Here is a 24,713-nt window from a genome sequence, read left to right as displayed (position 1 = left end):
TGTTTTAGCCGTTAGATTTTTAGCAGTATTTCTTTATTTTAAATAAAACACCTAAACGAAAAAAGACACGGCTGGCGTGTCTCTTACTAAAAATATGTATGATTAAATAATTAATTTTAATGCTCGCGTGTACTACTGAATGTCACTTCTGGATAGCGATCCTGCATCAGCTGCAAGTTGACACGTGATGGTGCAAGATAAGTTAAATAACCACCACCATCTAATGATAATTGGTCATGAGCTTTGCGTTTAAATTTAGCCAATGCTACCTCATCATCACAATGAATCCAGCGTACCGTTGCGATAGATACCGGCTCAAAAACACATTGTACTTTGTACTCTTCTTTTAGACGATGTGCGACTACTTCAAACTGGAGCACACCCACTGCGCCCAAGATTAAATCGTTATTAATCTGCGGCATAAAGACCTGTGTTGCGCCCTCTTCGCTTAACTGCTGCAAACCCTTTTGTAAGGCTTTAGATTTGAGTGGATCTTTGAGCACCACACGGCGGAAAAGCTCAGGGGCAAAATGTGGAATGCCGGTAAAGTTCAGCACTTCACCTTCGGTAAAGCTATCGCCAATTGAGATAGTACCATGGTTATGCAAACCGATAATGTCACCTGGGTAGGCTTCTTCTAACGCTTCACGGTCACCCGCGAGGAAAGTCAGAGCATCGGCAATGCGTACCTCTTTACCCAGACGCACGTGCTTCATCTTCATGCCTTTCTCGTACTTACCTGAACAGACACGTAAGAATGCAATACGGTCACGGTGACGCGGATCCATATTTGCCTGAATCTTAAAGACAAAACCAGTAAAATCAGGCTCAGTAGCGGAGACTTCGCGCTCATTGGTAGGATGAGCTTTAGGGGGCGGGGAATACTTCACAAGCGTATCCAGCACCATATTGACACCAAAGTTGCCCAATGCGGTACCAAACAATACTGGTGTCATCTCGCCAGCTAAAAACGCTTCTACACTAAAATCTTCCAGCGCCATTTGTACCAGCTCAAGCGACTCTTCAAAAGAGTCAAACATTAGCTTACCCAAACGCTCACGGATATCAGGATAATCATAGCCTTCGCGAGTTTCAGCGACGGTCATATCACCGCCGTGACCCTTTTGATAAAAATAAGTTTTGTTTTCAGTTAAATGGTAGACACCAATAAAATCCTGTCCCATACCAATGGGCCAAGTTAGCGGAATACATTTAATCTTAAGGACAGTCTCAATCTCGCTAAGCAGCTCAAGCGGTTCACGAATCTGACGATCCAGCTTATTGACAAATGAGATAATCGGCGTATCACGCATCCGGCACACTTCCATCAACTTGATGGTACGTTCTTCAACACCTTTAGCACCATCAACCATCATCAGCGCGCTATCCACTGCGGTCAAGGTACGATAGGTATCTTCACTAAAGTCGGCGTGACCCGGGGTATCGAGCAGGTTGACCACATGGTCTTGATACGGGAACTGCATGACTGATGTGGTAATTGAGATACCACGCTCTTGCTCCATACTCATCCAATCTGAGGTAGCATGGCGATCAGTTTTTCGGCCTTTAACTTCGCCTACAACCTGAATCGCTTGACCCCATAGCAAGAGCTTTTCGGTCATGGTGGTCTTACCAGCATCCGGATGCGAAATAATAGCAAAGGTGCGGCGTTTAGCAACTTCGCGGGCAAGCTTAGCTGGAGATAGCTTGGTTGCTGGGAGTTTAGAATCTGCGCTCATAATGGATAACTTATCGTTAAATTTTGGAAGGAAATAGCAGGATATAACAGTAGGTATGAAGGATTTTAGTGGGCGTATTGTAGCGGATTTACGCCTAAAATGCTATTTTTACTGGCGTTTACTGGTGTCTTGAAACAATATGCATACTCATAATATATAAGATAGTACAGCAATCATAATACTTACTTGATACCCTTTTCTAATATTAAGCTTTGATATTAAAAGTATGTACTCTTGATAACTATCTAGTAAGGAGATGGCTATGCTGCTCGAAAAGATTAAGACACCCGGACTTGCGCATTTATCTTATCTAGTCGGGTCAGGCGGGAAAGCTATAGTGATTGACCCGCGTCGCGACTGCGCAATTTACGTAGAAAAAGCGCGCGCAGCAGGGCTTGAGGTTACCCATATTTTTGAAACCCATCGCAACGAAGATTTAGTTTCTGGCGCGCCAATTTTAGCAGATATGACAGGTGCGACTGTATTACATGGACTGAATCCCGAACAGCCCATCGTCTATGCCCAGACAGTACGTGATGGTGATTGCTTCACCATTGGCCAGCTTGAAATCTATGTACTAGAAACGCCCGGCCACACTGATGACCATCTCGCTTATGCGCTATTCGATACCGCTTACCCAAAAAAGGCCGTTGGAGTTTTTACTGGTGACGCGCTATTCGTTGGTGATGTTGGGCGTACTGATTTCTACCCTGATCGACGCGAAGAAGTCGCAGGCCTGCTTTATGATTCGCTACAAAAGATCTTAGCGTTAGGCGATCAGGCTATTATTTACCCTGCCCACGGTGCTGGATCAGTCTGCGGATCAGGCATGGCAGAGCGCGAATTTTCTACTATCGGTCACGAAAGATTAAATAACCCACGTTTACAAATCACAGACCGCGACGCCTTTATACAATTCAAGATTAACGAAAATCACTACCAGCCGCCGTATTTCAGACTAATGGAACGACTCAATATGGAGGGTGGCGATGCGCCTCCGTTGGTTATTCGACCACGCAATATTTCGCTCCAACAACTCAATAGCTGTGACGCTGATCATTTAATCGATATTCGTGAGCCAATGGCATATGCTTCCGGTCACCTGTCCGGCGCTATGAGTCTACCTGTGGGCATGATTTCCGCCTTTGCCGGATGGTTCATCGGAGAGGGAGAAAGCTTAGCACTGATTGCATCTAATGAAGAGCAGCTTGCTACTGCTATGGAACATCTGGTGAGAATAGCTTTTGATAATGTTATAGGATGTTATGTCGGTGTGGTCCCTGCTGCCGCGCAAGGTCAGAAGATGCAACAAACGCCTATGATCGGCACAACTGAGGTTGAAGATCGCCTTCATAACGCTGAAAACTGGACACTGCTCGACGTCCGTGACGCTGACGAACGAGCGACCACCGCGATTAAAGGGTCACAGCATATCTATGTCGGTGAGCTTAATGAACGTTGGCACGAACTCGATAAAAACCATCGTTATACATTGATGTGTGCCAGTGGCGCGCGAGCGACGGTAGCGGCAGGATGGCTAACGAGTCGAGGTTTCGACAAGCTTGATATTTATCTAGGTTCAATGGGGGCATGGAAAGCCGCGCATGACTGATATCTTAAACGCGATTATTTTTCTTCTCGAAGCGAATGCCTTCTTTTAGTTAGCAAATTTTTGAATAGTCGCGTTTAAATTAATTATTGCCTTAGGCTTAGCTGATACTTGGGCGATGGCAATAATTTCTTAAATAGCACTGACGGATTATTTATCTCAGACGAATAATCCGTAATCTGGCTCATATAATTTATTGATAACACGTCCTAGAAAAACTTATGTTAGAACTACTTTTTAGATTTTTTAATAATAGCGTTCGATTTGCTCTGCTAAGAAATCGCCAGCTACGTCATTGACCAATGTGCAATCAACAACCCCGCGACGACTGTCTGTATTAGGATTAGTCGTACCTTTAGTCACATAGTCCACTTCGTAAATATCTCCTTTATAATCAACACCACTATACAAATACGCAGGCTGATTTCTAGCTTCAAAAAACTCTACTTTAGCCGCTCTTTCATCATTGCCTGATCCTACTCTAAATTTAGTAGTACTGAATTTGCGATTATCATTAAAACGCTCTTCCGTCGCCTCAATCCAATCGTCAAGCGTTTGATAGATGGTTTCATTTTTTGCATTAAAGGCTAAGAATAACCGCTCGCTAGTCGTTACAGGGATATAGCAAACTGACCCAACTGGGAAGCTGGCATCGGTTGCAATCCTAGGATAATTATTCAAATCAGTACGAATACCATTACTATTAGTTAGCGTATTGCCATCGTTGTAGCTATCGGCTGTAACCCCCGATAAATCAAGAGCCTGGTAAGTGGTTTCATAATCAAATTTATTATTACTATTGTTTTCATAAACAGGACGCTTAATCGTACGCCTATTTACTTCAATATTTTTATTTTCAAGCCTACCTTCAAAGTTATCTGCCAATACTGTTTTGTCTAAATCATTGATGCCTAGGTTACGGTAGTTATTAACAATATTCCTAACTTTAATCTCACGCTCACCAGTGCGATAGGTCTCATCGATGCGCGCAACAGCATTAGCGTTCGCTTGATTATCATAACTACTATCGAAGCTCGTTATCGTAAACTCGTTGCTATTACCTGAACCAAAAATACCATTATCTTCATCGTTGCAGCCAGCGAGAGTGATAGCCAATAAGGAGATGGTAAGCGGAGCAAGTAGTCGTTTATTTACTTTTTTCATCGCAGAGTGTCCTTATTAGTGAAGATGGTTTAATAGTAAAGGTATTGAGCTATGGTTTTTCCTGACGCTCGTAGCATACCTTTAAATATTTATATTATATTCCTAGCTTACATCAATACTGCTGGAGCGTGTACATCAAGCATGTACTTAAATTTACTAACCTATAAGACTTGCTTACAAATTGATAGCATAGGTTTACTACCGCTATATAGAGTTACGTTAAAAATTTGTTATGCTGGTCAAGTTATATGGCTAACAAAATGAATTTACTATAAAAACTGACAACAAAGGATGTGTTATGAAAACTCTAAATTCTACTAAAGCTACTGCTACTGGTGGCCGTGAAGGCACAGCTTCGCTAAGTGATAGTGATCTGATTATCAAAATGGTGCAGCCAGGCTCAGGTAATGAAGGCCATAATCCAGAGCAGTTGTTTGCCATGGGTTATAGCGCTTGCTTTGATGGCGCTTTAGGTGTCGTCAAGCAGATGGAAAAGGCCAAGTTTGATTCAACCACCGAGATAGCAGTAGACTTACTGAAAGGTGAAGGTCCTGATTTCAAGTTAGCCGCAAAAATTCATGTGACTGGTGAAAATACAGATTTATCTGCTGATGAGTTCCAAAAACTCGTCGAAAAGGCTCATCAAGTCTGCCCGTACTCAAAAGCGACACGTGGTAACATCGATGTTGAAGTTACTTCAGAAGTAAAATAAGCACTCAACTACCACAGTGTCATCAAATATAAAAAAGAACTCAGCTGGTCTGGGTTCTTTTTTTATTGACCATTGTTTTGGCTCGTACACATCGTGACTGTTTATTAGTTAGCCATCAATTTATTAGTTCGTCATCAATTCGGCAAGAAGGGTTTTTATCGTTATAATGAGTGCATCTTTTTACCCAATGCTTGCTGCCCAATATTTGATAAGTGACTTTCTATGACCGACAACGATCACAATTCCCACTCGCCTATTAATCCCAATACGCTACCAAACTTTGCCTCCATGCCAAATGTGGCGACGATGGATACCAACCACGTAAATAAAGACCAGCCGCCCTTTATTTTGGTCGATGGCTCTTACTATCTATTTCGCACTTACCATGCCTTGCCAAAAACCATGCAAAACTCTCAAGGCTTAATCACCAACGCCATACGTGGGACGTTAAATGCGCTATTGAAATTAATGCGTCGCTATCACCCAACCCATATGGCAGTCTGCTTTGATACCAAATCGCCGACCTTTCGTCACGCGATGTCAGAAGAATACAAAGCCAACCGTCCAAAAATGGATATTGAGCTGGCTGAGCAGATTCCTTACATTCATCGTTTGGTGACGGCACTAGGGCTTCCTCTACTCCGTATCGAAGGCGCAGAAGCTGATGATATCATCGGTACGCTTGCCTATCGTGCCGTTGCTGAAGGCCATCATGTGGTCATCTCGACTGGTGATAAAGACATGATGCAGCTGATTAATGACTGTGTGATATTAGAAGACAGCTTTACAGGGAAGATTACTGATAGCGCAGGCGTGGTCGAAAAATTCGGTATTAATCCTAAGCAGATGATTGACTTTCTGACCCTCATGGGCGATTCGTCTGACGGCATCAAAGGCGTACCGGGTATCGGTAAAAAGACTGCCAAAGACTTGCTTAATGAATATGGCACTATCGACAATATGCTAACAAACGTCGCCGATATCAAAGGACGCGCTGGCAAAAATCTGGTCGAATATGCCGATGATATTCCGATGAATGCGCAGCTGGCAACTATCGTTACCGATTTAGAAATTGGCCAAGACTGGCAAGATTTAAAAATCAATACTGATCCTTGTGCTCACATTGATGAGCTAAGGGCATTGTACAATGAGCTTGAGTTTAGAAATGAGCTGGCCTCACTTGATCATCCCAATCATCCAGCCAACGGCTCGCAAAGTGTCGCCAATAGTCAGGCGGATGCTGAGTCACAAGCGCAAATCGCTAAATCTCTTCAATCAAACACCATTGATAATGTCACCGACAGTAAAAGCCATGATAGAGCATGGCATACGATTTTAGACGAACCCGCTTTTAACAGCTTAGTTAAATTATTAGAGTCTGCGCCGCATTTCGTTATCGATACCGAAACCACCAGTGTCTATTGGCGTCAGGCGGAATTGGTTGGCTTGTCTTTTGCGGTAAAAGCGCATGAAGCTTATTATGTTCCGCTCACGCATAGTTTAGAAGGTGATGAGCTGACTACAAAGCAACTTGATCGCGACACAGTATTAGCAAAACTTAAACCTATTTTGGAAAACCCAAAAATTGGCAAAATCGGTCAACATCTAAAATATGATGCCCATATCCTCAGTCATTACGATATTGATTTAGTAGGCGCTATTCATGCCAGCCCTAATAACTGGGCGATGGATACTATGCTTGCCAGCTATGTCATCAATGCCGCCATTACTCGTCACGGTATGGATGATCTAGCGCGACATTATCTACAAACACAGACTATCAGTTTCGAGGATGTCGCTGGTAAAGGTGCTAAACAAGTCACCTTTGATCAAGTAGCTATCGATATTGCCAGTGACTATGCTTGTGAAGATGCCGATATTACTTATCAGCTATTTGATTTATTCAGTAAGACATTGGCTGATGACGAAAATAACGCTAAATTGCTACACGAATTAGAAATTCCAACCGCCGAAATACTCTGCCACATGGAAGCAAACGGTATTTTAATCAAACGTTCATTCCTAAATGAGTTATCCAAACGTTTTGATGAAGAAATCATCGCCCTAGAAAAACGCGCTTATGAGGTCGCTGGTGAAGAATTCAATTTAGGCTCACCAAAGCAGCTTGGTGAGATGCTGTTTGATAAGCTTGGCGTCATTGGTGGTAAAAAAACCAAGTCAGGGCAATACTCGACTGGTGAAGCGGTATTGTCAAAAATCGATCACCCACTAGTGGAAATTGTACTTGAATATCGCGGGCTGTCTAAGCTTAAAAGCACTTATACCGATGCGCTTGATAATGTCGCTGATTCTGAGACTGATCGCGTGCATACCAGCTATCATCAAGCATTGACCAGTACCGGACGTTTATCATCTACTGATCCTAACTTACAGAATATTCCAATTCGTACCGCCACTGGTCGCCTGATTCGCCAAGCCTTTATTGCGCCACAAGGTCGCGTTATTTTAGCAGCGGATTACTCGCAAATTGAGCTACGTCTTATGGCGCATTTCTCAGGCGATAAAAACCTGACTCACGCCTTTAACGAAGGGCTAGATATTCATGCGGCTACTGCTGCTGAAGTGTTAGGAAAAGATGTCGCTGATGTCACCCCGACCGAGCGTCGTAATGCTAAAGCCATTAACTTTGGTCTGCTCTATGGCATGAGTGCCTTTGGACTTGCCAAGCAACTACAGATGAGCCGCGGTGAAGCGCAAGATTACATCGATATGTACTTTGAGCGTTACCCAGGCGTCAAAGATTATATGATCAACACTCGTGCCAGCGCCCATGACAAAGGCTATGTCGAGACTATATTAGGCCGTAAGCTCTATACACCTGATATCACCCATAGCAATCGCATGGTCAAACAAGGTGCTGAACGTGCGGCAATTAACGCGCCACTACAAGGATCAGCTGCTGACCTAATCAAACTGGCCATGATTGCCGTCGATAAAGTACTACCTAAAGAGCAGGCGAAAATGCTGCTACAAGTCCATGATGAATTAGTATTTGAAGTGGACAGCAATAAGGTCGATGAAATCAGCCATCTCATCACTGATGCCATGCAGGATGTGTTAACGGCTACCGCTGTTGAAAAAGGCTGGCATGTAGACTTTGCTGTGCCGTTATTGGTTGAGACGGATAGTGGTAAGAATTGGGATGAGGCGCATTAGCTTGGCCATATTAAAAAATGCTCTCTGACTGATTAGTAAAATTGGATGATGACGTGATAGTAAAATTAGCGTTATAATAAATGCACATTAAATTATCCAGTCCTAATGAGATAATTTACAGTTTAAAAGTGAGCCTTTGGGTTCACTTTTTTATTTCTTGCAAAACTAGGAGCCCCTTATTTTGGCTACAGATGGCATCATCGAAGTCCCCGGTATTATCCTTATAATAGTGTGTTTAGTACGTTGCGCGCAGTATGTAATGCAGAGTCATAGCAAACAAAGTCGTTATTTTTGGCTAGCATCAGTGCTCGTGTTTTTTGCGGTGATTCGTCGCGAGTTGAACTACTTACCAGAATTATTCATTCCAAGCGATTTTTCTCTTCTCAGTCATTCTTATGATTGGTGGGAAGATAGCGTACTGACAATCGTTTATATCCTTATTGTTGGATTGCTCACCTATTCATGGCGTTATCTCTGGGCAGTATTAAAAGATGTTGACGTATCAATATATGTCATCGTCGCCGTATTAGCGATAATACAGTACATGGGGGAGAACGCGATTGTATTCCCTTATGCCTTTGGTGGGATAATTGAAGAATCAGCAGAGACCGCTATTTATGGCATTGCGTTGATTTATTTATGGAAATTTAAGTTAGCTGATTTTGAAACTCAGACAGCAAAAAACCTAGATCTAGAGGCTGCAACGCGATAACAAGTATAGTTAACAGTAGTATTTACCTTAACGATTAACTTTGTTTATTAATTTGTTATACTAAATGTAAGCACGAGGGACGATAGCGGTGTTAACAAGGGTTTTGACTTTGTTCATGTCCGCATTATAGGTATAGCTGAATATTGCCACCTGACGTTGTACCTCGATTTACTCGTTATTGATAACTATTAAGTCACTCATTATGAATATACTTATTACTGGTGCATCGCGTGGTATCGGTCTGGCCACTGCCAAAAAGCTGGCAGCAAAAGGTCATAGCGTTGGGCTATTTGCGACTAATACTACAACGCTTGAACAAGCTACCAAAGACAAAGCCTTCAAAAAGGCTATCAAACAAAAGCGCATCGTAACTGGTCAGCTTGATGTCGCCCAGCCAGATATGTGGGAAGATGCTATCACTCAAATGATTGATAACTTTGGTAGTATCGATGCGTTGATTAATAATGCTGGCGTGCTGGTCAGCGGCGCATTGCCAACGACGGATTTGGATGAGCAACTGGCTTTGATTGATGTCAACTGTAAAGGCGTGCTCATTGGCTGTCATAAGCTTGCCCCTTATTTGGCTGATAGCAAAAATGGTAAAATCGTCAATGTATCTTCAGCGTCTGCTATTTATGGTCAGCCTGAAGTTGCTACGTATTCGGCTAGTAAGTTTTTTGTCCGCGGTCTCACCGAAGGCCTTAATATCGAATACCGAAAGCTCGGTATCAAAGTCATCGATGTCATGCCGCTATGGGTAAAGTCCGATATGACAAAAGACATCGAGGTGACGAGTATTGATCGTTTAGGTATTCATTTGACCGTGAATGACGTAGCGAAAACGTTGTGCAAATTGACTACCAGCCCCAATCGTAAGATAAAAGGTACGCACTATGCCGTTGGCTTGCCAGCGAAAGTCTTTCAGAAACTGGCACAAGTAACCCCTGATTCTGTGATTCGCTGGGTAAATACAAAAGTTGGTGCGAAGTAGGTTTTTAAACTAATCGCCTTAAACGAACCTTATAATTACTTCGAGATATAAAAAGATTATAGATTATAAAAAATTCTGACAGCTACCGAATTTCGGTGGCCGTTTTGCTTGCGTCTCGAATTTTAATGGCTTGCTCGATGGTTTTATCGGTGAAAGTATTGTCTTTAATAAGCGTACCTTTTATCGCCCCTGCTGCACTTTCTTCGCGAATTTCAGAACCAATATTAATAGGCAAATTAACGTCAATGGCAAATTGATTGCCACTAATAAGCGTCCCATCATCCTCGACAATAATACCCTGCTCTACTTGTTCAAAACGATTACTGATAATCTGATTGTCTTTAGCGCTGTCTAAGTGATAGCTGGCAAAGGGCGTTTGCTTAACCAAATAAGCACCACATGCAAAACCTTTTAAATTGCGCGACTGCCTTGATGCGACCCAAACACCGACTGGTTCATCTTGAAAGATATTATGGCGAATAATATTGTCACGGCTGGATTCGGTACGCTTAAAATGATTGCCCCGCGTCGGATCGGCAGCATGCTCAAAACAATTGCGATACAGCAATATACTACCTGCGCCATTATGGATGAATTGATTATTCTCAATAAGATTATTGCTTGAAGAATCCACCGCTATCGCCTCTCGATTAGGCTTAAAAGTGCGAAAGCCATTACCGATAAAGACAGAGTTTTTAATCACATTATCGCGACTACCAAATTCGAGATATAACCCAACGGTTCCTGCGTTTTGAATGCGTACTTTATCAAAAGTAATGCCATGTACATGATCGCCGACGAACATACCACTGTTAATACTGTTGCGACTAGTAACATTAACTACGCGAATATTTCTTGGAGCGAGTGCCCGATTGGCAGCAGGATCGATAAAGCCTCGTACGTAGCGCTGATTTGGTTGGCTATATTGACGAATATGTAGCGCATGACCATAGCCATCCACATGACAATTAGCCACGGCAATATCTTCGATAGCACTATCCGTCTTAGGTTTAATCGTAATTGCACTTGCCGTTGATTGGTCATCAGCCATCGTACTAAGTCTTGCTCCCTGACAGTCGAGTGAGCTATATGAATCGTTCAACTCAAAGCGTATCGACTGTTCCGTCAAATCACAGCTTGAGCTAAGGGTGCTGTGTCCTTGTACTTTTACTATTTGCTTAGGCGTCAACTGTTCGCAATCAATAATGGTCGTGGCTTTCGGTAGCTTAGCGTCAATCATTAGCGACTGTTTTGAATGAGCCTTATCAGAACTGGCATTGGTACTAGCAAAGGGCAAACGTTCACAAGCCGTCAAACCTGACATTAATCCTACTATGGCACCTATCAATGATAATTTAACAAACAACCTACTGTTTAATACCATCACGTTTTTCCTGTTTTACTAATCGTCTTACATTTTTTGAACATCCTGTGACACCTTACTACTAGTCGTATTCGTCATAACACGTCAAACTGATCCTGATAAACAATTCTTGATAAACAATCATTACCAATAATAATAAGGATTTGATGATGAATAATTCAAAAACCCCACTACCAGAAGAGATGGATCATATTGACGGCAACATCCGTAATGATGATGACAGTCTAGATAATCAGGACAATCAACTGGTCGATTTAGATAATCCCATGTTACACACTATTGAGAACAACGATGTGATTGACAATAGCGCAGGGTTCGACAATTCGCAAGCAGGTAGTGGCGCAACCCAAGGACTTACACCAATGCATCGTCAAAACGTCGATGAAGCTCAAGTGGATGAGTTGTTGGTTGAAGGCAATTTAGATGACAACGACTATCCTGATATCATCGATATCGCTGATAAAGACGCTGCTGAACGTACCAATGATGATGATTTTTAAGCCAGTCGTTCAATGATAAGGAAGTAGAAAAATAATTTAGACAAAAAAATACCGGACATAATGTTCGGTATTTTTTATGATTTAAAAATTTAATTAATTAAGCCCAGCCATCCAAAGTTCCCGCCCAACCTTTGACCAATGGCGCACTTAGCGCTTCAAGCAAATCAATATGCGCCTCATCTAAGTTCAACGCTGGAATATAATGATACTCTTGCCCGCCTGCATGCAGGAAGTTTTCACGGTTTTCAATAGCCAACTCTTCTAGCGTCTCTAAACAATCGGCGGAGAACGCAGGGCTGATGACTTGTACCGAACGTACGCCAGACTTACCCCAATCCTCTAGCACCACATCGGTATAAGGCTTGACCCACTCTTGCTTACCAAAGCGCGACTGGAAACTGATAATCCACTCGTCATCTTGCAGACCGAGCGCATGTGCGACTTGGGCGGCGGTACATTTACAGCGCTTCGGATACGGATCACCTTTATCAGCATAGGGCTGCGGAATACCGTGGAAGCTAAACATTAATTTTTCAGGTTTGCCATGCTCTGCTTGAAAACGGCGAATAGAATCTGCTAATGCTTGAATATAAAGCGGATGAGCAAAGTAGTCCTTTACGATCGTATAGTTGGGCAAGTTGCGTTGCTTTAACGTCCACTTCGTTAGCGCATCATATACCGCACCGCCAGAAGAGGCAGAATACTGCGGGAATAGTGGCAAGATGACGAAATGATCAACGCCTTCACTACGTAAAGTGTCCATTACATCCGGCAGTCCAGGATTACCATAGCTCATCGCAGGATGCACAGAAACTCGAAACGGTGCAACACTATCGGCCAAGCGCGGCTCTAACAGCTCAACCTGACTCTTTAGAATTTTACGAATGGGCGAGTCGCCTTCCCAAATACTAGCATAAGCCTTTGCTACCCGTTTAGGACGACTTGGCAATACAAACAAGTTTAGAATAATCGCCCATAAAAATTTAGGGATTTCAATCACTCGTGGGTCTGATAAAAACTGTTTGAGATAGCGACGGACGGCAGGCGCAGTCGGCTCATCAGGTGTACCAAGGTTGACTAAGAGGACGGCAATACGTGGGGGCAGTTTAGGTTTCATAGGGGCATTATTTATTTAGTTATTAAGTCACTAGAGAGTATATAGTCAATTAAAAATAAAACTGCTATAGATGTAGACGCGCTACTGGTATAAATTTTACTTGCGTGCTGCGTTCCCAGAGGCTGCGCAAAATTCATCCCAGTAGCGCTATGTCACTTTTAAAGTGTATTAACTATATGTTAGATAGATACACAGCTAGCAAGCAGAAAATTTCATGACCGAGCTATTATAAGGTTTAAAATAGCTGCTAATGTTCGCCTTTAGTGTAGCATTTTATAAGAGGAAAACGCATGGTAAAGGCAACCGTTATACAATTTGACACGTGCTTCAATACCTGACTTGATACGCGCTTAAAATAAAGACTGCGCTCGAAGGTTGTACTCATACGCGCATCGCCATACAATAGGCGAGCCCATTTCAAAAAAACAGTATAGGCAAATTATTCTGTCGGCATATTGCTTTTATTTCATTGATGATTGTTGTCTTGCGAGGTAGCTTTGAACGCACACCCTGATAATACCAGTGACCAGTCCCCCACAGATGAGCCCAATGCAGTTGGCTCAGTGGGAATCGTCACGCCCCAAAACTTCCATTTCGCTGAGCCATTGACCTTGGAGTGCAACCGTACGCTGCCCTCGTTTGACTTAATGATAGAAACCTATGGCACGCTTAATAGTGATAAATCAAATGCCATTCTGATCTGCCATGCCCTATCAGGCAGTCATCATGCGGCAGGATTCCATAGTGCTGATGACAAAAAATCTGGCTGGTGGGACAATATGATTGGCCCTAATAAAGCTATCGATACCAATCAATTTTATGTGGTATGCGTCAATAATATTGGTAGTTGCTTTGGTTCTACCGGTCCAACGACGATTAATCCTGACACCGTAAAAAAAGCTGATGATAGTGAATCACAAGTTTATGGCCCTGACTTTCCTCTTGTCACAATTAAAGACTGGGTAAAGACTCAAGCCATGCTTTCAGATCGCTTAGGCATTAACGTCTGGCATGCCATTGTTGGCGGATCAATGGGCGGTATGCAAGCGTTGCAATGGTCAGTTGATTATCCAAATCGACTTAAACGTTGCGTGGTTATCGCCAGCACTCCAAAGCTTTCCGCCCAGAATATTGCCTTTAATGAAGTCGCTCGTCAGTCTATTTTGTCTGATCCTGATTTTAAAGACGGACGCTACATACAAGCAGGCACATATCCTCGTCGCGGTCTTATCCTTGCGCGCATGGTTGGTCATATTACTTATTTGACCGAAGATGCAATGAAAGCAAAGTTCGGTCGTGATTTAAAATCTGGCAAATTCATGTATGGCTATGACGTTGAGTTCCAAGTCGAGAGCTATCTACGTTATCAAGGTGAACGTTTTAGCGAAAACTTCGATGCCAATACTTATCTGCTAATGACTAAAGCCTTAGATTACTTTGACCCGACGCGCGATTATCCATCAACACAAGCAGCTGATAACACAGATCCGTCAATACAAATTGAAGACTCAATCGCCGCGTCAGTCAATACTAGTGAAAGTGAGCTTGAAGATAATTTAGTGACTCACGATGGTAACGAGCATGGAAACCATCAAGAACTTACCGCGCTTAAGGCAGCATTCGCCCATACGCAGTGCCAGTATCTAGTGGTGTCTTTTACTACTGATTGGCGCTTTGCACCAGAGCGCTCGCAAGAGATAGTCAATGCCTTAATGGCTACGGGTAAGCCGGTCAGCTATATCAATGTTGACGCACCACATGGTCATGATTCATTTTTATTCGATATTCCACGCTATATGGGCGCTGTTAGAGGATTTTTAACCGCGCCGTTTATTGCTAAGAGCCTGACAGCCAAAGGAGAACGCTCATGAGAATGGATCATCAGCTGGCCGAACGCTGGATTGCCCCGCAGTCACACGTGCTAGATTTAGGCTGTGGCAATGGCGAGCTACTCGCACATTTGCAACAAAAACGTGGCGTAACTGGCTATGGACTTGAGATTGACGAAGATAAGATTAATGATGCTATTGGTAAGGGCTTGTCCATTATCGAGCAAGACCTTAACGATGGTCTAGGTCGCTTTGCTGATAATAGCTTCGATACCGTAGTCATGGCACGAGCGCTACAAGCCGTCAAAGCGCCTGATGTGCTCCTGCTAGATATGCTTCGGGTTGCTCGTGAGGCAGTCATCACCTTCCCTAACTTTGCCCATTGGCAAAACCGCCTTCATTTGGGGTTAAAAGGTCTGATGCCAGTTTCAGAAGCATTGCCTTACGAGTGGTACAACACTCCCAACATTCATCTGTGTACGTTCAAAGATTTTGAGCAACTGTGTGCAAAGCATGATATTCATATTATCAGTCGTTTTGCAGTCAGTGACTCTGATAAAGGTCATTCGCCATTGATGACAGCATTAATCAGACAAGCACCTAACCTATTGGCAGATGTTGCTATCTATCGTGTAACCAAACATAAATCTAGTTAAAATCATAAACTTAACCTTTTATAACTGAGCTAACTACTAGCTGACTAAGCGTTATTTTTCTGTATACTCTTTCATACGGCTTAATAACCGTATGATTTTGTTACATACTATAAAGCCCAAAAGGACGTTAAAACGAGTAATTAGTATTTGAGTTTCGTAACTTTGGGTGGTAAGCTAGCAAAATAGTGTCGATGACACCCCCATTACAATTACTTATCTGTTGATTTAGCGTAAACACAGCGACTTATATTTATAGGTCTGCTACTGATTTATAGTTAATATAACTCTGCTAATAACTAGGTAAGTTCATACTGCAAAGTGTAATGTCTATGATAGCGCCGCCTAATCTTTTGAGTTTTGGCGGCAAACTTTATCCATTGCTTATCAACTGCCTAATTTTGGAGCTGCTATGAAATTATTAAAAGCCGCCTTGTTTACTGCTTTATTCTCTTGTGCTGGTATGGCGAACGCTGATTTAATCTCAAACGTGCCACTTGATACGTCACGTTTTGAGCTTATGCCTGTTAGTGAGCTGTCAGCTCGTGCCTCACAGGGTAACGATCATGCACAGTTTTATCTCGCTAAGCGTCTACAAAAAGGCGAAGGTATCGCTCAGAACACTAAGCAAGCAGTACAGTGGTACACGCGCGCTGCAGAACAAGGTGTTGCCCCTGCCCAGCTTAATCTCGCTATCATGTATCTACGCGGTGAAGGTGTAAAGCCAAACTTGCAGCAAGCACGTGGTTGGTTAGAAAAAGCAGCAATGCGTGGTGATAACCGTGCTAGCTATACACTTGCGTTGTTAGATGAGAAGCAAAAAAATCTAGTTGATGCCTATAAATGGTATGACCTTGCTGCCCGTGACGGCATGTTAGATGAAAAAGTCCGTAACAAAGCTCGTGGTAAAATCGGTCAGTTGGCATTGAACTTATCAAGCTCAGACATCGCTAGCGCTCGTAGCCAAGCAGATCGTTGGTTCCAAAGTAAGTAAGCTTTAGATAAATAAGCTAATAATAAAAAATCCAGCCTTTGAGCTGGATTTTTTGTGTTTGTATAAGGATGAATGATTAAATTAACTGTCTTAGATAACTCTTATTCCCTCGGTGCGCGAGCCATGGTGTAGAACTCTGCATTGGACTGCATATTCATTACAATCGCCATTTTATTAGACAAGCCAAAGAATGCAGTAATACCACTAATGTCTAAAATATCCTCGTCATCATAGCCATATTCCATGAGTGCTACATAATCTGATTCTTGAACAAGCTCTGGTGTGCGACAGAGTTTTATCGAAAATGCTAGCATTTCTTTTTGTCGAGGGCTGATAGGCGCATGTAAATAATTGACTGCTATCTGGTCTGCCAGCAGCGGTTCTTTAGAGAACACACGCAGTAGCGCACCATGGGCGATGACACAATATTGGCATCCATTGGCAGCACTAGTAGCGACAATGATCATCTCCTTTTCGGCTGGGCTTAGCGTACTACTCTCCCGCTCCATAACTGCATCATAATAAGCAAAAAAAGCTCTGAACTCTGCTGGGCGGTATGCTAGCGCTAAAAATACATTGGGAATAAATTTGGCTTTTTCTTGCACCGCTAGAATACGTGCAAGAATATCATCAGGCAGGCTATCTAATGACGGTACAGGGTATCGGCTGATGGGTGTGCTAGCGGAAGCGTTAGTAGTTGGATTGATAGGTGTGTTGATAGATGGTTCGCTCATGTGTCATCTCCATTGACATTATTTGATTGCTGTAGGTGATTAGTCTACCTTTATAGATGAGTAATAAGTAGTCAAAAAGACCCTTAATTTATCCTGCTCACCTTTATAAAATATTCAAAACCCACTCTAAATTTGCTACACTAAGCCCGCATTGTCCAATTCCACAATTGTGCCAGTGTTATAACACACCAAAACTTAAATTTAACTTATTGCACTAGGTTTGCGACCTAGCCAGCAGGAGATATGTATGAGCACTACCCCAAATAACGTAAGTAATGAGAGCAAAAAAGCGACTGAATACGATAGCGTGACCAACAATATCGTCGTCGCAGCTCTCTATAAATTTACGCGCTTTGCAGATTTTGAGCAGTACCGTGAGTCTATCTTAAACAGTATGCTCGACAACGATGTAAAAGGTACTTTACTGCTAGCAAGCGAGGGCATTAACGGTACGATTTCTGGTACTCGAGAGAGCATCAATAATGTCCTTGATTATCTGCGTAGCATTGAGGCAATTGGTAGCTTTACTTTTAAAGAATCTTATACTGACGCCCAGCCCTTTTATCGTACTAAAGTAAAATTAAAAAAAGAAATCGTGACGATGGGTGTTGAAGATATTGATCCATTGCAATCGGTTGGGCGCTATGTAAAACCAAGTGAATGGAATGCGCTCATCTCAGATCCTGAAGTATTACTAATCGATACTCGTAACGATTATGAAGTACAAATCGGTACTTTTCAGAATGCTGTAAATCCAAACACGGAAACCTTTCGCGAGTTTCCAGAGTATGTGGCAAAAGAGCTAGACCCAAGTAAACATAAGAAAGTGGCGATGTTCTGTACTGGCGGTATTCGCTGCGAAAAATCAACGGCCTTTATGCGTCAGCAAGGGTTTGAAGAAGTTTATCACTTGGAAGGTGGCATTCTAAAATATCTAGAAGAAGTACCTGCCAGCGATTCTATGTGGGAGGGCGATTGTTTCGTATTTGATAATCGCGTTTCGGTCAATCATAACTTAGAAAAAGGTGATTACGAACAATGCTTTGCTTGCCGTATGCCCATCACTGCTGATGACATGCAAAGTGTCGCCTATATCAAAGGTGAGTCTTGCCCGCACTGTATCAATAAAGCCACTGAGGAGCAAAAAGCGCGCTTCCGTGAGCGTGAGCATCAAATGCAATTAGCGAAAAAACGCGGTGAAGCCCATATTGGTAGCGACGTCAATGAAGTTATGGAAACACGTAAAGCAGCCAAAACTGAGGCACGCCGTCAAGCGGACGCTGCTAACAAAGCTAAATTAGGCTAGATTCACTACTAGTAAAATTGATAATAAAAAAAGAGATGCTCAAGTGGCATCTCTTTTTTATTATGCTAATTGTAAAGTTAAACGATAAGCATCAACTCTAAAATAAAATCCGCACGCGAATCGTTTCTTCTACGTCTTTTAGCTGATCAAGAGCCGCACTAGAATCATTATAATCAACATCCATCATCAAGTAACCAACGTCGCCTTCAGTCATTAGACTTTGCGCTAAGATGTTAATGTGCGCTTCTGCAAATAGACGGTTAATTTGCGACAGTACACCTGGCACGTTTCTGTGAATATGCAGCAAACGATGGGTGCCTTCTTTAAAGGGAATAGAAACCTCTGGGAAGTTCACAGCCGTGATAGTATCGCCTTGATCAGAATATCTAACGAACTTCTCAGCTACTTCTAAACCGATATTGGCCTGTGCTTCTTGCGTTGAACCACCGATATGCGGAGTTAAAATGACATTATCGAATTTACGCAATGGAGATTCAAACTCTTCATCGGCAGACTTTGGCTCTTTCGGGAATACGTCAATGGCAGCGCCCAAGACTCTACCCGACTCAAGTGCCGCAGCAAGATCATCAATCTCAACGCAAGTTCCGCGTGCCGCATTGATAAAGTAACTGCCTTCTTTCATCTGTGCGAACTGCGCCGCTTTCATCATATAGCGTGTGCTTGGCTCATCTGGCACATGCAAAGTCACGATATCAGCGGTAGATAGTAGCTCTTCTAAGCTATCTACTTGATGGGCGTTACCTAACGGTAATTTAGTAACCACATCATGATAGATAACTTTCATACCGAAGCTTTCAGCCAGTACAGATAGCTGTGAGCCGATAGAGCCGTAACCGACAATACCGATTGTTTTGCCACGTACTTCATGTGAATTGGTAGCAGACTTGCCCCAGCCGCCGCGATGGACAGTGGCATTCTTTTCAGGGATACCACGATATAGCATAATCGCTTCTGCTAATACCAATTCTGCAACCGAACGAGTGTTAGAGTATGGCGCGTTAAAGACTGGAATACCGAGCTCGCGAGCCGCTTCAAGGTCGACTTGGTTGGTGCCGATACAAAAGCAACCAATACCGATAAGCTTGTCTGCGTGCTCAAGAACTTCACGAGTCAGCTGCGTGCGCGAACGAATACCAATGAAATGCGCGTCTTTGATTTTTTCAATCAGCTCATCTTGATCGAGGGCGTGACTAAGATACTCAATGTTTTTATAACCAGCATTGTCTAAAATCTTTAAGGCGTTCTCGTGCAAGCCTTCAAGTAATAAAAACCGGATTTTGTCTTTTTGTAATGATAATGCCATGTGAGGACTGTCCTATGGTTGTCTTATTAAAAATAATCTATGCTAGATGAAACGAAAACAGTCCGGTTATCTTACACAAAATTTAACGGTGATGTTAGCAGATTAGATGAATTATTGCTTATCAAGCCTGAAAACTTTTTATGCTATAGTGAGCTTTGTTATCTAAACATTGTTTAAACTGCTTTATTCACTATTTACAGCCTTTAAGCGTTCATAATATTACCTACCTTGTCCTAACTTATTTATCTAAAGCTGCTTTTAATTAGCCCTAACTTTAGTTGAAATTTTTCGGTTAAGAGAAGCCGTTAGGTGTAGCGCTAATGTTTATACAGAGACTCAACCATGACGCCATTTGCAACTCAGACTACAACTGTTACCGATAATGATAAGCTCGATACCATTCTGCATAGCTTGGTAAATGAGCACAATTTCGATAATACACAAATTAAAACCGATAGCGAAAGCTTAGAGCATTGGGGTAAAGACTGGACCAAGCATTTTGCGCCCGCGCCCACGGCTATTGTCTTTCCAAAAACGACGGAACAAGTACAAGCTGTCGTACTACTCGCTAATGAGCACAATGTGGTACTAACACCTAGTGGCGGTCGTACGGGTTTATCTGCTGGCGCGGTCGCTGCCAATGGCGAGATTGTCGTCAGTATGGATAAGATGAATCATATCGGACAATTCTACCCTGCTGATCGTCTAGTAGAAATCGAAGCAGGCGTGGTCACTCAGCAGCTACAGCAATTCGCGGAGTCCAAAGACTTGTACTACCCTGTTGACTTTGCTTCGGCAGGCTCAAGTCAGATGGGCGGTAACATCGGCACCAATGCTGGCGGTATCAAAGTGATTCGTTACGGTATGACCCGTCAATGGATTATGGGTTTAACCGTGGTCACGGGTAAAGGCGATATCTTGCAATTGAATCGTGGTATGGTCAAAAACGCCACTGGTTACGACTTGCGCCAGCTGTTTATTGGTAGTGAAGGCACGCTAGGCTTAGTCACTCATGCACAAATCAAGCTTGAGCGTCTGCCGCAAGACTTGAATGTCATGGTACTTGGCATGGACACGTTTAATGATGTGATGAATGTACTGTCTGCCTTTCAAGCACAGATTGATTTGACTGCTTTTGAATTCTTCGACGATGTGGCAGTTGACAAATTAATGGCGCATGGTCAGGTTCAAGAGCCGTTTGAATCGCGTACCAAGTTTTATACGCTGCTTGAGTTTGAAGCGCCTTATGAGCCAATTATGGATAAGGCCATGGCGATATTTGAGCATTGCATGGAACAAGGCTGGGTCGTTGATGGCGTCATGAGCCAAAGCATCGCGCAAGCTGAGGAGCTATGGAAACTACGCGAGTATATCTCCGAGACCATCTCAGTATTTACGCCATATAAGAATGACGTATCGGTATTAATCAGCCATGTGCCTGATTTTATCGCTGAGATTGACCATATTGTCAGCAGCAATTATCCTGATTTCGAAGTTTGCTGGTTCGGTCATATCGGCGATGGCAATTTGCATTTAAATATTCTCAAGCCTGAAAATATGAGCAAGGATGACTTCTTTAGCGAGTGTCAAATTGTCAATAAATACGTGTTTGAGACAGTGCAAAAATACGGTGGCTCAGTATCCGCTGAACATGGTGTCGGCATGACTAAAAAGCCCTATCTACACTATAGTCGCAGCGAGACTGAAATTGATTACTTAAGGCAAATCAAAAAAGTATTTGATCCAAACAATATTATGAATCGTGGAAAGATTTTTGATATGTGAATGGATAATTTTTAATTGGTATCATAAATTAATGACGCTAGGTAAGACTACTTAGCGTCATTTTCATTCAGCTGCAACCGCATGACTTATATGTAAGTTATATGTTTGTAAGCTATGTGATAGAACTTATAAATATAATAGAATCAGAGCGACGATAACTAATAAGCTTAAGACACTCTGCACAATTAAAAATGCCTGATGAGGCGCTGCGATGTGCTGAACCATATTACCCAAGGCATTATAGGTAATGCCAGCAGCTTTAATATGAGGCGGAGTCTCAAAGTTTTTAATGATTTGTAAAAACTGTTCGGTGCGCTTAGGAGACCAGCCGTGCGGACTAAAAGGCAGAAATGGTGCCAACTGTGCCGCTTGTTGTTTTGTCGCTGGTGACCATAGCCAACGCTCCAAAAACAATAAACGCATACGCCAATCACTAAAGCTACGCTGATCGATAGCTTGTATCAGCAGTACCTTAACATTCTTATGACGAGTATCAGCAAAGATACGCTTTTGTAAGGTGAGTACTTCTTTTTTGCTACCTTCAATGCATTGTAAAAACTGTCCATTGCCATAGCATAAAATGCCAGTGATACCATGGTCTTCGTTGTGGTCGCGCGCGTGTTTTTCTACTTCATCGAATATCGACGTATTTATACGACTTTTAAAAGTGATACTACTAACGTAAACCAGCTGAATGAGTGCCGACTCTTCTGTATTCTCTAATAAGTTGACCGTATCAACAGGTTGCAAGGGCATGAAAAGTCCTAAAAATAGCGCTTTTGCGCGGATTACAAATAAAGCTGAACAAACGAAAGAAGTGATACTAAAATAAGTAACACGAAACAATTCACAAAAACGTAGTAAATATTTACTATGCTGGACTGTCATTACTTACTTTGCTTGATAGAATAACTATCCTAGTAAGCTATGCTATCGTCATAAAAAGTGCTGAAAATTAGCTATTAGTCTAAATATCTACTTATAATCAGATATTTATTCATGAACGAACGCCTATTTAAAAATAAACAGTTACTTAATTATGAGACAAACTCTAAGTTAATAGTTGTAAAACGTTAACTTACCTCTATCTATATGCTTACTAAATAACCAATATAGCAGTGATAACTCATTGTAAATGCAACGATAAATTATTGTAACGATTATACGGAATGATTGGTATATTTTTATGACTTTTGTTACACAAAAATTCAGTGTTATAAATCCTATAAATATTTAATCCACTTCAAACCCAACGATTTAACATTCGTAAATACCCAAAACAGGAATACTATGAGCAAAATTGAAAAATTAGACGATTTTCATCTAACGATTGCCGAAATTAAGAAAAAAGATTACCCACAGTTAAAATCATTGATGGATCGTGTCTATGCTAACTTAGGCGGTTCATGGTCAAAGACTACTATTCACACTTTGATTGATGCTTTTCCAGAAGGGCAAATCGCTTTATTTGACCACGATCAGTTAATCGGTATCGTGCTGTCTATGCGTGTTGATTATACCAAGTTCTCGAACCCGCATACTTATGATGATTTAATTGGACAAAAAGAAATCATTAAAGACAACCCTGAAGGCGATGCTATCTATGGTCTAGATGCGCTGATTGACCCTGAATATCGTGGCTATCGTTTGGGTCGTAGATTATATGATGCTCGTAAAGAGCTATGCCGCCAGCTCAACTTGCGAGCTATCCTAGCTGGTGGACGTATTCCGAAATATCATGACCATCAGGATTTATCCCCTGGTGACTATATCGAGGCTGTTGAATCGCGTGAGATTCACGATCCTGCTCTATCATTCCAGTTGTCTAATGGCTTTATTGTCAAGCGTATTTTAACTGCTTATTTACCAGATGATAAACAATCTAAAGGCTTTGCAACCCTGCTTGAGTGGGCAAATATCTATTACGAACCCAGAGATTACAAGCCAAACACTCGTAAATCTGAAGTACGCATCGGTGGTATTCAATGGCAGATGCGCGAAGTTGAGTCGCCAGAAGAACTCCTACAACAAGTTGAATTCTTTGTCGATATTATGGCAGATTACAATTCTGACTTTGCTTGCTTGCCAGAGTTTTTTAATGCGCCATTAATGGGTCTGTGCGAATCAACGGATCAAAACGTTGCTATTCGATTTTTGGCTGGTTATACCGAATGGTTCAAAAATGAGATCTCACATTTGGCAGTAAGCTATAACGTCAACGTCATCAGCGGTTCTATGCCGCTAATCGATGAAAACGATGTCTTATATAATGTCAGCTATTTATGCCGCCGTGACGGTACCGTAGAAGAGCAGCGCAAAATCCATATTACCCCGCACGAGCGTAGTGCTTGGGTTATCGAAGGCGGTGATGAGGTAAAAGTGTTTGATACTGACGCTGGCCGTGTTGGTATTTTGGTTTGTTACGATGTCGAATTTCCTGAGCTTGCACGCTTAATGGCGCTTGATGATATGGATATTTTATTCGTACCGTTCTGGACAGATACGCAAAATGGTTATTTGCGTGTGCGTCATTGCGCGCAAGCACGTGCTATCGAAAATGAATGCTATGTGATGATTTGCGGATCAGTTGGTAACTTGCCGCAAGTTGAAAGCCTTGATATTCAATACGCGCAGTCGACTATTTTCTCACCTTCAGATTTTGCCTTTCCGCATGATGCCATTATGGCAGAAACCACACCTAATACAGAGATGGTATTTTTCTCTGATGTGAATTTAGATAAGCTCATTCATGTGCGTAACGAAGGTTCAGTACATAATTTGCTTGATCGCCGTGACGACTTGTTTAGTCTTAAGTGGAAGCGAAAAGCCAAAGTTTCTGCGAGTAAAATCAGCGATGAAGAGCGTCGCGAAAACTCTGGTAGTGTGTTACTAGGTGATCCGTTGCAAGGACGTGCTGAGAAGTCTTAAAAGCTTTAAAATACAGCTGCAAACTTTGAAAACTTACTACTCTAAGAACTTACTA

General features: G+C 42.3%; 19 protein-coding genes. 12 read left to right on the top strand and 7 right to left on the bottom strand.

Features of this window, described 5'->3' with window-relative positions:
* Positions 1 to 116 precede the first annotated feature (116 nt).
* Positions 117 to 1,739 (bottom strand): peptide chain release factor 3, encoded by a 1,623-nt coding sequence (locus tag AK823_RS02500; protein ID WP_068325952.1) that lies wholly within the window; start codon positions 1,737 to 1,739, stop codon positions 117 to 119.
* A 262-nt stretch (positions 1,740 to 2,001) separates the two neighbouring features.
* Between AK823_RS02500 and AK823_RS02495 the strand changes: the two genes are divergently transcribed.
* Positions 2,002 to 3,351: a rhodanese-like domain-containing protein gene (locus AK823_RS02495; protein ID WP_068325950.1), complete on the top strand. Its 1,350-nt coding sequence runs from the start codon at positions 2,002 to 2,004 to the stop codon at positions 3,349 to 3,351.
* Positions 3,352 to 3,594: 243 nt separating this feature from the next.
* On the opposite strand, the gene AK823_RS02490 is transcribed toward AK823_RS02495, so the two are convergent.
* A complete protein-coding gene (locus AK823_RS02490; protein WP_068325948.1) occupies positions 3,595 to 4,512 on the bottom strand; it encodes a hypothetical protein in 918 nt (305 codons plus the stop codon).
* A gap of 298 nt (positions 4,513 to 4,810) precedes the next feature.
* On the opposite strand from AK823_RS02490, the gene AK823_RS02480 reads away from it, so the two are divergent.
* From AK823_RS02480 to AK823_RS02465, 4 genes are all read left to right on the top strand, one after another.
* Positions 4,811 to 5,224, top strand: a complete 414-nt coding sequence (locus tag AK823_RS02480; RefSeq protein WP_068325945.1) for an organic hydroperoxide resistance protein — start codon at positions 4,811 to 4,813, stop codon at positions 5,222 to 5,224.
* 222 nt (positions 5,225 to 5,446) lie between these two features.
* Complete coding sequence (polA, locus tag AK823_RS02475; RefSeq protein WP_068325943.1) at positions 5,447 to 8,401, top strand: DNA polymerase I; 2,955 nt, start codon at positions 5,447 to 5,449, stop codon at positions 8,399 to 8,401.
* 181 nt (positions 8,402 to 8,582) lie between these two features.
* A complete protein-coding gene (locus AK823_RS02470) occupies positions 8,583 to 9,113 on the top strand; it encodes a hypothetical protein (protein ID WP_068325937.1) in 531 nt (176 codons plus the stop codon).
* A 202-nt stretch (positions 9,114 to 9,315) separates the two neighbouring features.
* Entirely contained in the window at positions 9,316 to 10,104 is a 789-nt protein-coding gene (locus AK823_RS02465; protein WP_068325934.1) for an SDR family NAD(P)-dependent oxidoreductase, read from the top strand.
* A gap of 82 nt (positions 10,105 to 10,186) precedes the next feature.
* Here the strand turns inward: AK823_RS02465 and AK823_RS02460 are convergent, their stop codons facing one another.
* Positions 10,187 to 11,428 (bottom strand): right-handed parallel beta-helix repeat-containing protein, encoded by a 1,242-nt coding sequence (locus AK823_RS02460; RefSeq protein WP_068325932.1) that lies wholly within the window; start codon positions 11,426 to 11,428, stop codon positions 10,187 to 10,189.
* Positions 11,429 to 11,637: 209 nt separating this feature from the next.
* Between AK823_RS02460 and AK823_RS02455 the strand changes: the two genes are divergently transcribed.
* Complete coding sequence (locus tag AK823_RS02455; protein ID WP_068325929.1) at positions 11,638 to 11,988, top strand: hypothetical protein; 351 nt, start codon at positions 11,638 to 11,640, stop codon at positions 11,986 to 11,988.
* A 97-nt stretch (positions 11,989 to 12,085) separates the two neighbouring features.
* On the opposite strand, the gene hemH is transcribed toward AK823_RS02455, so the two are convergent.
* Positions 12,086 to 13,105: a ferrochelatase gene (gene hemH / locus AK823_RS02450; RefSeq protein WP_068325926.1), complete on the bottom strand. Its 1,020-nt coding sequence runs from the start codon at positions 13,103 to 13,105 to the stop codon at positions 12,086 to 12,088.
* 563 nt (positions 13,106 to 13,668) lie between these two features.
* Between hemH and AK823_RS02445 the strand changes: the two genes are divergently transcribed.
* The 3 genes from AK823_RS02445 (at position 13,669) to AK823_RS02435 (ending at position 16,581) form a co-directional block, all read left to right on the top strand.
* Positions 13,669 to 14,976, top strand: coding sequence for a homoserine O-acetyltransferase (locus AK823_RS02445; protein ID WP_068038933.1), 1,308 nt, complete (start codon positions 13,669 to 13,671; stop codon positions 14,974 to 14,976).
* A complete protein-coding gene (metW, locus tag AK823_RS02440; RefSeq protein WP_068034441.1) occupies positions 14,973 to 15,590 on the top strand; it encodes a methionine biosynthesis protein MetW in 618 nt (205 codons plus the stop codon). Before AK823_RS02445 ends, metW begins: the two co-directional genes overlap by 4 nt.
* A 409-nt stretch (positions 15,591 to 15,999) precedes the next feature.
* Positions 16,000 to 16,581, top strand: coding sequence for a tetratricopeptide repeat protein (locus AK823_RS02435; RefSeq protein ID WP_068034439.1), 582 nt, complete (start codon positions 16,000 to 16,002; stop codon positions 16,579 to 16,581).
* A 101-nt stretch (positions 16,582 to 16,682) separates the two neighbouring features.
* Here the strand turns inward: AK823_RS02435 and AK823_RS02430 are convergent, their stop codons facing one another.
* Positions 16,683 to 17,315, bottom strand: a complete 633-nt coding sequence (locus AK823_RS02430; RefSeq protein ID WP_068325923.1) for a peroxidase-related enzyme — start codon at positions 17,313 to 17,315, stop codon at positions 16,683 to 16,685.
* A gap of 307 nt (positions 17,316 to 17,622) precedes the next feature.
* Here AK823_RS02430 and AK823_RS02425 point away from each other — a divergent pair, with 307 nt between their 5' ends.
* Positions 17,623 to 18,621, top strand: coding sequence for a rhodanese-related sulfurtransferase (locus AK823_RS02425; protein ID WP_068038930.1), 999 nt, complete (start codon positions 17,623 to 17,625; stop codon positions 18,619 to 18,621).
* A 97-nt stretch (positions 18,622 to 18,718) separates the two neighbouring features.
* Here the strand turns inward: AK823_RS02425 and serA are convergent, their stop codons facing one another.
* Positions 18,719 to 19,945 (bottom strand): phosphoglycerate dehydrogenase, encoded by a 1,227-nt coding sequence (gene serA, locus AK823_RS02420; protein WP_068325921.1) that lies wholly within the window; start codon positions 19,943 to 19,945, stop codon positions 18,719 to 18,721.
* Positions 19,946 to 20,287: 342 nt separating this feature from the next.
* On the opposite strand from serA, the gene AK823_RS02415 reads away from it, so the two are divergent.
* A complete protein-coding gene (locus AK823_RS02415; RefSeq protein WP_068325917.1) occupies positions 20,288 to 21,730 on the top strand; it encodes an FAD-binding oxidoreductase in 1,443 nt (480 codons plus the stop codon).
* A 126-nt stretch (positions 21,731 to 21,856) separates the two neighbouring features.
* On the opposite strand, the gene AK823_RS02410 is transcribed toward AK823_RS02415, so the two are convergent.
* Entirely contained in the window at positions 21,857 to 22,486 is a 630-nt protein-coding gene (locus tag AK823_RS02410) for a BLUF domain-containing protein (RefSeq protein WP_068034431.1), read from the bottom strand.
* A 534-nt stretch (positions 22,487 to 23,020) separates the two neighbouring features.
* Here AK823_RS02410 and AK823_RS02405 point away from each other — a divergent pair.
* Positions 23,021 to 24,658: a carbon-nitrogen hydrolase family protein gene (locus tag AK823_RS02405; protein ID WP_068034429.1), complete on the top strand. Its 1,638-nt coding sequence runs from the start codon at positions 23,021 to 23,023 to the stop codon at positions 24,656 to 24,658.
* Positions 24,659 to 24,713: the final 55 nt, after the last annotated feature.

Source organism: Psychrobacter sp. P2G3 (genome assembly GCF_001593285.1).
In the GTDB taxonomy this organism is placed as follows: domain Bacteria; phylum Pseudomonadota; class Gammaproteobacteria; order Pseudomonadales; family Moraxellaceae; genus Psychrobacter.
This window is presented reverse-complemented; position numbering and strand designations above follow the sequence as displayed.

Bases quoted from the DNA above. Each gene is read 5' to 3' on its own strand.
- metW (WP_068034441.1), top strand. From the start codon at position 14,973: ATGAGAATGGATCATCAGCTGGCCGAACGCTGGATTGCCCCGCAGTCA.
- AK823_RS02410 (WP_068034431.1), bottom strand. From the start codon at position 22,486: ATGCCCTTGCAACCTGTTGATACGGTCAACTTATTAGAGAATACAGAA.
- AK823_RS02465 (WP_068325934.1), top strand. From the start codon at position 9,316: ATGAATATACTTATTACTGGTGCATCGCGTGGTATCGGTCTGGCCACT.
- AK823_RS02460 (WP_068325932.1), bottom strand. From the start codon at position 11,428: ATGTCAGGTTTGACGGCTTGTGAACGTTTGCCCTTTGCTAGTACCAAT.
- AK823_RS02495 (WP_068325950.1), top strand. From the start codon at position 2,002: ATGCTGCTCGAAAAGATTAAGACACCCGGACTTGCGCATTTATCTTAT.
- hemH (WP_068325926.1), bottom strand. From the start codon at position 13,105: ATGAAACCTAAACTGCCCCCACGTATTGCCGTCCTCTTAGTCAACCTT.
- AK823_RS02405 (WP_068034429.1), top strand. From the start codon at position 23,021: ATGAGCAAAATTGAAAAATTAGACGATTTTCATCTAACGATTGCCGAA.
- AK823_RS02430 (WP_068325923.1), bottom strand. From the start codon at position 17,315: ATGAGCGAACCATCTATCAACACACCTATCAATCCAACTACTAACGCT.
- polA (WP_068325943.1), top strand. From the start codon at position 5,447: ATGACCGACAACGATCACAATTCCCACTCGCCTATTAATCCCAATACG.
- AK823_RS02455 (WP_068325929.1), top strand. From the start codon at position 11,638: ATGAATAATTCAAAAACCCCACTACCAGAAGAGATGGATCATATTGAC.
- AK823_RS02415 (WP_068325917.1), top strand. From the start codon at position 20,288: ATGACGCCATTTGCAACTCAGACTACAACTGTTACCGATAATGATAAG.
- serA (WP_068325921.1), bottom strand. From the start codon at position 19,945: ATGGCATTATCATTACAAAAAGACAAAATCCGGTTTTTATTACTTGAA.
- AK823_RS02500 (WP_068325952.1), bottom strand. From the start codon at position 1,739: ATGAGCGCAGATTCTAAACTCCCAGCAACCAAGCTATCTCCAGCTAAG.
- AK823_RS02435 (WP_068034439.1), top strand. From the start codon at position 16,000: ATGAAATTATTAAAAGCCGCCTTGTTTACTGCTTTATTCTCTTGTGCT.
- AK823_RS02480 (WP_068325945.1), top strand. From the start codon at position 4,811: ATGAAAACTCTAAATTCTACTAAAGCTACTGCTACTGGTGGCCGTGAA.
- AK823_RS02490 (WP_068325948.1), bottom strand. From the start codon at position 4,512: ATGAAAAAAGTAAATAAACGACTACTTGCTCCGCTTACCATCTCCTTA.